Genomic DNA, 9,133 nt, shown 5'->3' on the forward strand with positions numbered 1-9,133 from the left:
AAATACACCAACCGTGGTCTTCAGTTCCTTGACCTGATTCAGGAAGGCAACATCGGTCTGATGAAGGCCGTGGATAAGTTTGAATACCGTCGCGGCTACAAGTTCTCCACCTATGCCACGTGGTGGATCCGTCAGGCGATCACGCGCTCCATCGCGGATCAGGCCCGCACGATCCGTATCCCGGTCCACATGATCGAGACGATCAACAAGCTGGTTCGCACGTCGCGTCAGATGCTGCATGAAATCGGTCGTGAGCCTGCACCGGAAGAGTTGGCTGAAAAGCTGGGCATGCCGCTGGAAAAGGTCCGCAAGGTTCTCAAGATTGCCAAGGAGCCGATCTCTCTCGAAACACCGATTGGTGACGAGGAAGACAGTCATCTTGGTGACTTCATCGAGGACAAGACGGCCATCATTCCGCTGGATGCGGCCATTCAGACCAATCTGCGCGAAGCGACGACCCGCGTGCTCGCCTCTCTCACCCCGCGTGAAGAGCGTGTCCTGCGTATGCGCTTCGGTATCGGCATGAACACCGATCACACGCTGGAAGAAGTTGGGCAGCAGTTCAACGTCACCCGCGAACGTATCCGTCAGATCGAAGCCAAGGCGCTCCGTAAGCTCAAGCATCCGAGCCGTAGCCGCAAACTCCGGTCGTTCCTCGACGACAACTGAGGTCATGGAGCCTGTTGATCGGGTTCTGGTGGACGTCACCTTTATGGAGATGATCCACCCCCCGAGGTTTCCGGCAATCGCCTTGCCGTCGGGGTTCCGTATAGAGCAGGAACATAAGCCGACAGTAGCGTTGTATCGTCAGCTGCACACGGAGGTGGGTGGGAAGCACTGCTGGTGGATGCGCCGGGTCAAATCTGACGAGGAACTGGCGGCTATCCTTGCTGAACCGAGGCGCTCACTCTTTCTGTTGAAAGAGAGCGGCGTAGTGCGTGGCTTTTTCGAGTTTGAACTGCACCCTCACAGGACGGTCAATCTGGCTTATTTCGGCCTTGTGCCGGACATGATCGGTCGTGGAATAGGGCGCGCCTTCCTGTCGCAGGCTGTGGATATGGCGTGGTCCGCCAATCCGCTTCGCGTGACGGTCAATACCTGCACGGCGGATCATCGGCGCGCGCTGCCGGCTTATCTTGCGATCGGCTTCCGGGTTCTGGGTGTTGTCAGGGAGGAGTGGGATATTCCTCTTCGTCTGGATTTGCCTGTCCCGGAGCATCTGACCAGACTCTGACGGTTTGTTCGTCAGCGGAAAAAGCTGATGAAAGTGCGAAAAAACTTGCTTTTCATGTCCAGTCGTGTTTGATCGCCCCTCTTCCCTGCCGGGCGCGTGGCATCGTGTCCGGCTATACCCGTGCGTTCAGGAGTTTCCTGCCGCGCAGCATTGTCGGAACGGTCCGCAGTGTTTGGGTTGAAGCAATCCGGAGGGACTGCATGCCATTGTATGAAACCGTGCTGATCGCACGTAACGATATCAACCAGCAGCAGGTTGAAGCTGTTGCCGAAATGATCAAGGGTCTCCTTGAAGCAGACGGCGGCTCCATCAAGAAGCAGGAATACTGGGGTCTGCGTTCACTCGCTTACCGCATCAAGAAGAACCGCAAGGGCCATTACATGCTCCTCGGTCTTGAAGCGAAGCCGGAGACGCTGCGTGAAGTTGAGCGTCAGCTCAGCCTGAACGAAGACATCCTGCGCGTTCTGACGCTGCGTGTTGAGGAAATCGACGAGAACCCGTCCCCGGTTCTGTCCCGCAAGGGTGATGACCGTGGTGAGCGTGGCTTCCGTGGTCCGAAGCCGTCCGGTCGCTTTGAAAGCGGTCGTTCCTCACGCCGTTCCTATGACGATCGCGAAGAATATCGCGCTCGTGAAGAGAACGCCGAAGCTGCAGCGGAGTAAGAGCGAATGTCCGAAAGCAACGAAATCAATCCGGGCGCCCGTCGCGTAGCTGTTGGTGCGCGTCGTCCGTTCTACCGTCGTCGCAAGGCTTGCCCGTTCTCCGGGCCGAACGCGCCGAAGATCGACTATAAGGACGTCCGTCTGCTGAGCCGCTTCCTCTCGGAGCGTGGCAAGATCGTCCCTAGCCGTATCACGGCCGTGTCCGCGAAGAAGCAGCGTGAACTGGCTCAGGCCATCAAACGCGCCCGCTTCCTTGCCCTGCTGCCCTATGTTGTGGGCTGAGGGAGAAGATCATGGCTGCAACTGAAGTTATCCTGCTCCAGCGCGTCGAGCATCTCGGCCAGATGGGCGACCTTGTTAAGGTGAAGCCGGGTTATGCCCGTAACTTCCTCCTGCCACAGGGCAAGGCGATCCGCGCCAATGCTGCAAACCGTGAGCGCTTCGAGCGCGAGCGCATCCAGCTTGAGGCTCAGAACGTCAAGCGTCGTGAAGAGGCCGAGCGTCTTTCCGAGCGCATGGAAGGTCTGTCGGTCGTTCTGATCCGTCAGGCTGGTGACGGCGGCAACCTGTATGGTTCCGTCTCCACCCGTGACATTGCTCAGGCGACAACCGAGGCTGGTCTCACGATCACCCGTAATCAGGTGTTCCTGCCGCACCCGATCAAGTCACTGGGTCTGTATGACGTTCGCGTCGCACTGCACCCGGAAGTCTCCATCTCTGTGCGCGTCAACGTGGCCCGTACGGTTGAAGAGGCCGAGCGTCAGGCACGCGGTGAAGTGATCGGCGCCGAGGAAGAGGAAGAGACACCTATTCTCGAACTCGTCGAGGAAGAGACTGTTTCTGAAGCTCCGGCTGAAGAAGAAGCTTCTGCATAAGACTTTCTGTCTTATTTGGAATCTTGAAGAGGGCCGGGATGGTTTAACCATCCCGGCCTTTTTCTTTTGTGATTTATGGAAATTGTAATTAGGTTTTCAGAAGTCCGCCCAACCGGGACAAAGATGCGAGGCTTTTTGGGAATAATAGCTTTTCCATTACGAAGAAAAGCAGATCGTACGCCCATGCTGGACCGCAATAAGATATAAGAAAACCAATCTGTTCGGGGTATGGCATGGTAGTGACGACCGAACATCTTGTTTTGGGAGAAACCACGCATGAAGAGCCTGCTCAATATCCTCCTTCGGCGCTTTATTTCCGTTGGTTCTCTGGGTGTTGTTTTTGCTGATGGTTCGTCGGCCCTTTTCAATGGGGCGCAAGCTGGCCCACATGCGGCGCTCCGTTTTACAAGCGCGGAAGCTGAGAAGCGTCTTCTGTTTAACCCCGGTCTGGGCTTTGGCGAAGCCTATATGGACGGCGGCTTACAACCTGACGGTTGCACGCTTTACGACCTTCTGAACGTCATGATGATCAACGCCATGAAACCGGGTGGCCATATCGGAGAGGCGATTTCCGCGACGGCGCGGTATGCAAGACGGAGCTGGATTCAGTTCAATCCGGAAAGTCGGTCACGCAAAAACGTGGCGCATCATTATGACCTCGACACGCGCCTGTATGACCTGTTTCTGGACAAGGATCGTCAGTATTCCTGCGCTTATTTCAGGACGGGCAAGGAAACGCTGGATGAGGCGCAGGAGGCCAAAAAACGCCATATCGCCTCAAAGCTTCTGCTTGATCGTCCCGGACTGGAAGTGCTCGATATAGGATGCGGCTGGGGAGGGATGGCTCTCACGCTGGCCCGGGATTATGGGGCGATGGTGACGGGTGTTACACTGTCCGTCGAACAGTTGAAGATCGCCCGCGAGCGGGCGCAGGAAGCGGGTCTTTCCCATCTGGTCCGGTTTGAACTGCTTGATTACAGGCATGTTCAGACGCGTTACGACCGGATCGTCTCCGTCGGCATGTTCGAGCATGTCGGGATTGCGCACTATGAAGCCTTTTTCAGGAAAGTTCGGGAATGCCTGAAAGATGATGGTGTAGCGCTTCTGCATTCCATCGGTCGTAGCGATGAGCCGGGGACAACCAATCCCTGGATTGATAAATATATTTTCCCGGGTGGCTACTCGCCCAGTCTGAGCGAAACGTTCGCTGCGATCGAAAAGACAGGGTTGTGGGTCACGGATTGTGAAATCCTCAGACTACATTACGCAAAAACGATAGCCATCTGGAGACAGCGTTTTGCTGAGCAGCGTGAAAAAGCCAGAGAACTGTACGACGAACGCTTCTGCCGCATGTTTGAATTTTACCTTGCAGGAGCAGAACTCTCTTTCGAAGTGCAAGGGCACATGAACTTTCAGCTTCAGTTGTGTCGGGACATCAATGCTGTGCCTCTGACACGTGATTACATGTTTGAAGCGGAAAGAGCCGTGAAATAGAACGAGCGGGCTTTCTGCTCGCTTTTCAGTCGGTATTTAAAGTAACGCTGATAATGAGGAATAGAACGAGAGAGATTGGCGTTACTTTTTCCTCTCTGTGCAATGACCCCCCATAAAGCGATAAAGATTCTGTGATTAAGGTATTTTATATACCTATTTTATTTTCAGTTTTTCTTTTTCTGATCAGCAAAAAATCCATTTCCCTAAAGAGCTTGTGCCAATTGTTGGATGATTGGACGAGAAACTTCTGAATGACCGGAATGTTTCAAACTTTGATCGCTCACATTGCCCGAGCATTACCGTGTGTAAATTTTCAGGGAAATCGATCGAAAGGTCGATGCTTGCCATATGAGAGAACGAAGCGAAGCAGATAGGCTGATTACAAAAATTGTTGTTGTCGCAACGATGGGTGCGCTGGCGTTCGGTTATGACACTGGGGTCATAGCAGGTGCTTTGCCATTCATGCAGCATCCGATTTCAGAGGGCGGTCTTGGACTGACGCCTCTGACAGAGGGACTGGTGACATCCTCTCTGGTTGTAGGCGCTGCACTCGGTTCTCTGCTTTGCGGCAACCTGGCGGATCGCTTCGGGCGACGCGACAGTCTTATGGGACTTTCTGTTGTTTTCATGATCGGAGCGATCGGAACTGGGTTGGCTCCATCCATTGCTTTCATGACCGTGATGCGTTTTGTTCTTGGTTTCGCAGTAGGCGGTGCATCCGCTCTCGTGCCGATGTTCATCTCGGAAATGGCGCCTCCCGGCAGGCGTGGCCGGCTCGTCAGTCAGAATGAAATGATGATCGTCACCGGGCAGCTTGTTGCCTACGTCCTCAGTGCCGTGTTGGCCAGATTTTCTGGCTCACCGGAAATCTGGCGCACGATGCTGATGATTGCAGCTGTGCCAGCTGTTCTGCTGGGAGTGGGGCTGATCTTTGTCCCCCGTTCGCCGCGCTGGCTGGCCAGTCACGGCCGGATCGATGAGGCTGAAGAGGTTCTGACGCTCATTCGTTCGTCAGACAAGCAGGTGCGCAAGGAATTGACCGCCATCGGCATGCAGGTCGATCAGGAAACCGAGCAGGTGGGCTGGCGGCAGGCGCTGAGTGAAGTCTGGATGCGCAGACTGCTGATGCTTGGAATCAGCCTTGGTTTTGTTGCGCAGTTTACGGGTGTGAACGCATTTATGTATTTCACGCCGATTATTCTTTGGGAAACAGGTCTGGGTATGCAGGCCACCCTGATTGCGACGATAGGCAATGGTCTTGTCGCAGTCGGAGCGACATTTGCTGCACTATGGATGATCGGGCGTTTTCCGCGCCGTCTTACATTGATGTGCGGGCTCGCTGGTGTCGTGCTTGCGCATGTTGGTCTTGGGGCAACGCTTCTGTTCCTGCACGGATCGCCAATTGAGAGCTTTGTCGCGCTGGGCTTCATTCTTTTTGCTCTGCTGTTTATCCAGATGATGGTGTCACCACTCTACTGGCTGCTGATGTCAGAGCTGTTTCCAATGCGTGTGCGTGGCGCTCTCACGGGATTGTCCGTGTCTGCGCAATGGCTTTTCAATGCGACGGTCGCTTTTCTTTTCCCCGTGCTTCTCCATGCAATCGGTCCGGGAACATTCTTTGCCTTTGCTGTCATCAATGCCATCTCGCTGGCAATCGTGGCGCGCTTTCTGCCGGAAACCAAAGGACGCACGCTTGAACAGTTGGAAACCTATCTGAAAAAATATTTCTCGGACGGGGACGGTGCGTCAGACAGGAAAGAGGCCTTGCTGAATATCGCCGGCGATAAAAAAGCGATGTTGGCGCATAAAGTCGTCTGAGGTTTCTTCTGGCCACCTTAATGGACTGTAGTTGTTCGGTCTGAGGCGGCAGTCCATTTAAAAGTCGGGTTTCTGATAGTTCTTGGGGATATCTCGACAGGCTTATTTCCTGTCGAGACATAAAAAAATCAGCTTCTTGCGCTGAACGAGCCGTTAGCCTCGCGTAAACGCGGCAATGTAATTCACGCCCAGATCACGGCTTTCCCGCCAGCTGTCGCCCAGTAGGGAAGGGGTCATGCCGGCAATATCTTCCAGACTCAGTCCGGCCTGACGCCCATAATGCCCCAGTTCGGACGGTGTCACGAACTTGCGCCAGTCATGCGTGCCGACAGGAAGAAGTCGCATGATGTATTCCGCCCCGACTTTTGCGAAGGCAAAGGCGCGGGCAGTACGGTTCATCGTGGATACGAACACCCAGCCGCCCGGTTTGACCAGACTGGCAAGCATCGACATGAAAGCGGTCGGGTCCGTAACGTGCTCAATGATCTCAAGCGCCACGACGGCGTCGAACGTCACGCCTTCGGCGACAAGCGCCTCAGCGCTGCCGACACGATAGGCCAGCGAACCGGACCCGGCAGGCAGCGGATTGTCCTCAAGATGTTTGCGGGCAGCAGCAATCCCTTCGGCCGAAGCGTCCATGCCCAGCACATCGTGCCCCGCCTTCGCCAGCGCTTCACTGGCAAGTCCCGCGCCACATCCGAGGTCGAGCACGGTCAGGGGGGACTGTTTTCTGCTTCGCAGCGGCAGATGACGGTCGATCCAGCCGATGCGGAGAGGGTTCATGGCATGCAGTGGACGCATTGGTCCGGTCGGGTCCCACCATTCCCGGGCAATCGCGCCGAAACGGGCGATTTCTTCAGGAGAAACAGACGCAGCCGAAGCATTGGCCTGTCCGGTTGCTGTTTCCGGTTCTGTTGTCTGCCAGTCACTGTCATGAGCAGAATGCATGAAACGACACCTTTCAACTGCGTTCCCGGCTGGACGTAAGCCAAGGGCGAGGTTATGTGACGCGGCTTGCACGCGTTGGCAATGGCTGGTCATGCAGGGGGATGGTTGCCTGATCCGTATCGGCAACTCCCGGTGTACACAGACAGTCCATTCGTCGAACGTAAGAGATAACACAAGACACGCAGGGTTCAGGTGGCGTTTCTGACATCTGGACGCCTGCGTGAAAAGAGCAGGCCTCCGCACGGACGGGGGATGGAGACAGGTCAGATCATGGAGCGCACTCCACCACGGATCGTCATGAAGTTCGGCGGCACGTCAGTCGGCGACCTCGATCGGATCCGTGCGGTCGCCAAACGGGTTCAGGCGCAGGTCAACGCCGGTTGCGAAGTGGCTGTCGTCGTCTCCGCCATGTCCGGAGAGACAAACAAGCTGGTCGGTTTCTGCGAAAGCCTGTCGCCGCTTTACGATCCGCGCGAATATGATGCGGTGGTCGCGACAGGTGAGGAAGTCACCAGCGGTCTGCTCGCAATCGCCCTGCAGGCTCTTGGTGTGAACGCACGATCCTGGCAGGGGTGGCAGGTGCCGATCCGCACCGACAGCGCACATGGCAAGGCCCGCATCGACTCCATCGACGGCGAAGGACTGTCTGCCTGCATGAAAGCAGGGCAGGTGCCGGTCATCGCCGGTTTCCAGGGAGTTTCGCCAGAAGGGCGCGTGACGACACTTGGGCGTGGTGGGTCAGATACGTCCGCCGTGGCCATCGCTGCTGCCGTGAAGGCCGATCGTTGCGACATCTACACGGACGTGGACGGCGTTTACACGACCGACCCGCGGATCGTGCCGAAGGCCCGCAAGCTCGCCAAGATCACTTATGAAGAGATGCTGGAACTGGCATCCGTCGGCGCAAAGGTGCTGCAGACCCGCAGTGTCGAACTCGCCATGAAAGAGCGCGTGCGTGTGCAGGTGCTTTCCAGCTTCGCTGAAGAAGCTCCCGCAGAAAATGGCCACCTGCCCGGGTCGCTTGTGGTTGATGAGGACGAAATCGTGGAACAGGAACTCGTTACCGGCATCGCTTATTCCCGCGACGAAGCCAAGATCTCGATGCGTCGCATTCCGGATCGCCCCGGTATCGCCGCCGCCATCTTCGGCCCGCTGTCCGAGAACAACATCAATGTCGACATGATCGTCCAGAGCACGGGCGAAGACGGCATGACCAACATGACCTTCACAACCAGCAAGACAGATCTCGCCCGCGCCATGGCTGTGATCGAGGTGGCGCGTCCGGACATTCAGTATGGCGAAGTCATCACTGATGACGCCGTGGTCAAAATCAGCGTGGTGGGTGTGGGCATGCGCTCACATGCCGGTGTCGCCAGCACGATGTTCCGCACACTGTCTGAGCGTGGCATCAATATTCAGGTCATCTCCACCAGTGAGATCAAGGTGTCCGTGCTGATCCCGGCGGACTATGCGGAACTGGCCATCCGTGCGCTTCACACTGCCTACGGGCTCGACGCAGCGTAAGCTGCCGATTTTCTGACGCCATGACGGAGCATTCTGTGACGACCGCCGCACCTTCTGACACGCTGGCCCCTGACATGCAGGCTGCCCGCCGGGAACTCGATCGCCTCTGGTCCCGCGGCACCGCATTTCTGGGCACTGAATACGCCATCCTTGGTGGCGCCATGTCGTGGGTGAGTGAGCGCAATCTCGTCGCAGCGATTTCCAACGCGGGTGGCTTTGGCGTGATCGCCTGTGGCGCCATGACGCCGGAACTGCTGGAGAAGGAAATTGCGGCTACGCAGGCCCTGACCAGCAAACCATTTGGCGTTAATCTGATCACCATGCATCCCCAGCTTGATGAGCTGGTTCAGGTCTGTCTTCGGGCTGGTGTGGGACATATCGTGCTGGCAGGTGGTATTCCGCCTTCAGCCGCGATCCGTGCCGCCAAGGATGGTGGCGCGAAGGTTGTCGCCTTTTCCCCGGCACTGGTTCTGGCCAAACGCCTGATCCGTATGGGCGTCGATGCGCTGGTGATCGAGGGTGCAGAAGCCGGCGGTCATGTCGGACCGGTTTCGCTGACCGTTCTGGCTCAGGAAATT

At 56.5% G+C, this 9,133-nt stretch carries 10 protein-coding genes; 9 read left to right on the forward strand and 1 reads right to left on the reverse strand.

Going from position 1 to position 9,133, the window contains the following annotated elements; translation table 11 throughout:
* From rpoD to B3759_RS15570, 7 genes are all read left to right on the forward strand, one after another.
* A partial coding sequence (gene rpoD / locus B3759_RS15540; protein ID WP_291367332.1) for an RNA polymerase sigma factor RpoD occupies nucleotides 1-669 on the forward strand: 669 nt, incomplete at its 5' end.
* A gap of 4 nt (nucleotides 670-673) precedes the next feature.
* Nucleotides 674-1,234, forward strand: coding sequence for a GNAT family N-acetyltransferase (locus B3759_RS15545; protein ID WP_291367334.1), 561 nt, complete (start codon nucleotides 674-676; stop codon nucleotides 1,232-1,234).
* Nucleotides 1,235-1,434: 200 nt separating this feature from the next.
* A complete protein-coding gene (gene rpsF / locus B3759_RS15550; protein WP_026200205.1) occupies nucleotides 1,435-1,896 on the forward strand; it encodes a 30S ribosomal protein S6 in 462 nt (153 codons plus the stop codon).
* A 6-nt stretch (nucleotides 1,897-1,902) separates the two neighbouring features.
* Nucleotides 1,903-2,178: a 30S ribosomal protein S18 gene (gene rpsR, locus B3759_RS15555; protein ID WP_010668229.1), complete on the forward strand. Its 276-nt coding sequence runs from the start codon at nucleotides 1,903-1,905 to the stop codon at nucleotides 2,176-2,178.
* Between the two features lie 11 nt (nucleotides 2,179-2,189).
* Nucleotides 2,190-2,771, forward strand: a complete 582-nt coding sequence (rplI, locus tag B3759_RS15560) for a 50S ribosomal protein L9 (RefSeq protein ID WP_291367337.1) — start codon at nucleotides 2,190-2,192, stop codon at nucleotides 2,769-2,771.
* 276 nt (nucleotides 2,772-3,047) lie between these two features.
* The gene (locus tag B3759_RS15565) at nucleotides 3,048-4,265 is read left to right on the forward strand and encodes an SAM-dependent methyltransferase (RefSeq protein ID WP_291367339.1); all 1,218 of its coding nucleotides are present in this window, start codon (nucleotides 3,048-3,050) and stop codon (nucleotides 4,263-4,265) included.
* Between the two features lie 348 nt (nucleotides 4,266-4,613).
* Nucleotides 4,614-6,083 (forward strand): sugar porter family MFS transporter, encoded by a 1,470-nt coding sequence (locus tag B3759_RS15570; RefSeq protein ID WP_291367341.1) that lies wholly within the window; start codon nucleotides 4,614-4,616, stop codon nucleotides 6,081-6,083.
* Nucleotides 6,084-6,236: 153 nt separating this feature from the next.
* Here the strand turns inward: B3759_RS15570 and ubiG are convergent, their stop codons facing one another.
* Nucleotides 6,237-7,031 (reverse strand): bifunctional 2-polyprenyl-6-hydroxyphenol methylase/3-demethylubiquinol 3-O-methyltransferase UbiG, encoded by a 795-nt coding sequence (gene ubiG, locus B3759_RS15575; RefSeq protein WP_291367343.1) that lies wholly within the window; start codon nucleotides 7,029-7,031, stop codon nucleotides 6,237-6,239.
* Nucleotides 7,032-7,301: 270 nt separating this feature from the next.
* Between ubiG and B3759_RS15580 the strand changes: the two genes are divergently transcribed.
* Complete coding sequence (locus tag B3759_RS15580; RefSeq protein WP_291367442.1) at nucleotides 7,302-8,555, forward strand: aspartate kinase; 1,254 nt, start codon at nucleotides 7,302-7,304, stop codon at nucleotides 8,553-8,555.
* A gap of 20 nt (nucleotides 8,556-8,575) precedes the next feature.
* On the forward strand, nucleotides 8,576-9,133 hold a 558-nt coding region (locus B3759_RS15585), incomplete at its 3' end, for an NAD(P)H-dependent flavin oxidoreductase (RefSeq protein WP_408736503.1).

Origin of the sequence: Acetobacter sp. UBA5411, assembly GCF_002409645.1 — a bacterium.
GTDB lineage: Bacteria > Pseudomonadota > Alphaproteobacteria > Acetobacterales > Acetobacteraceae > Acetobacter.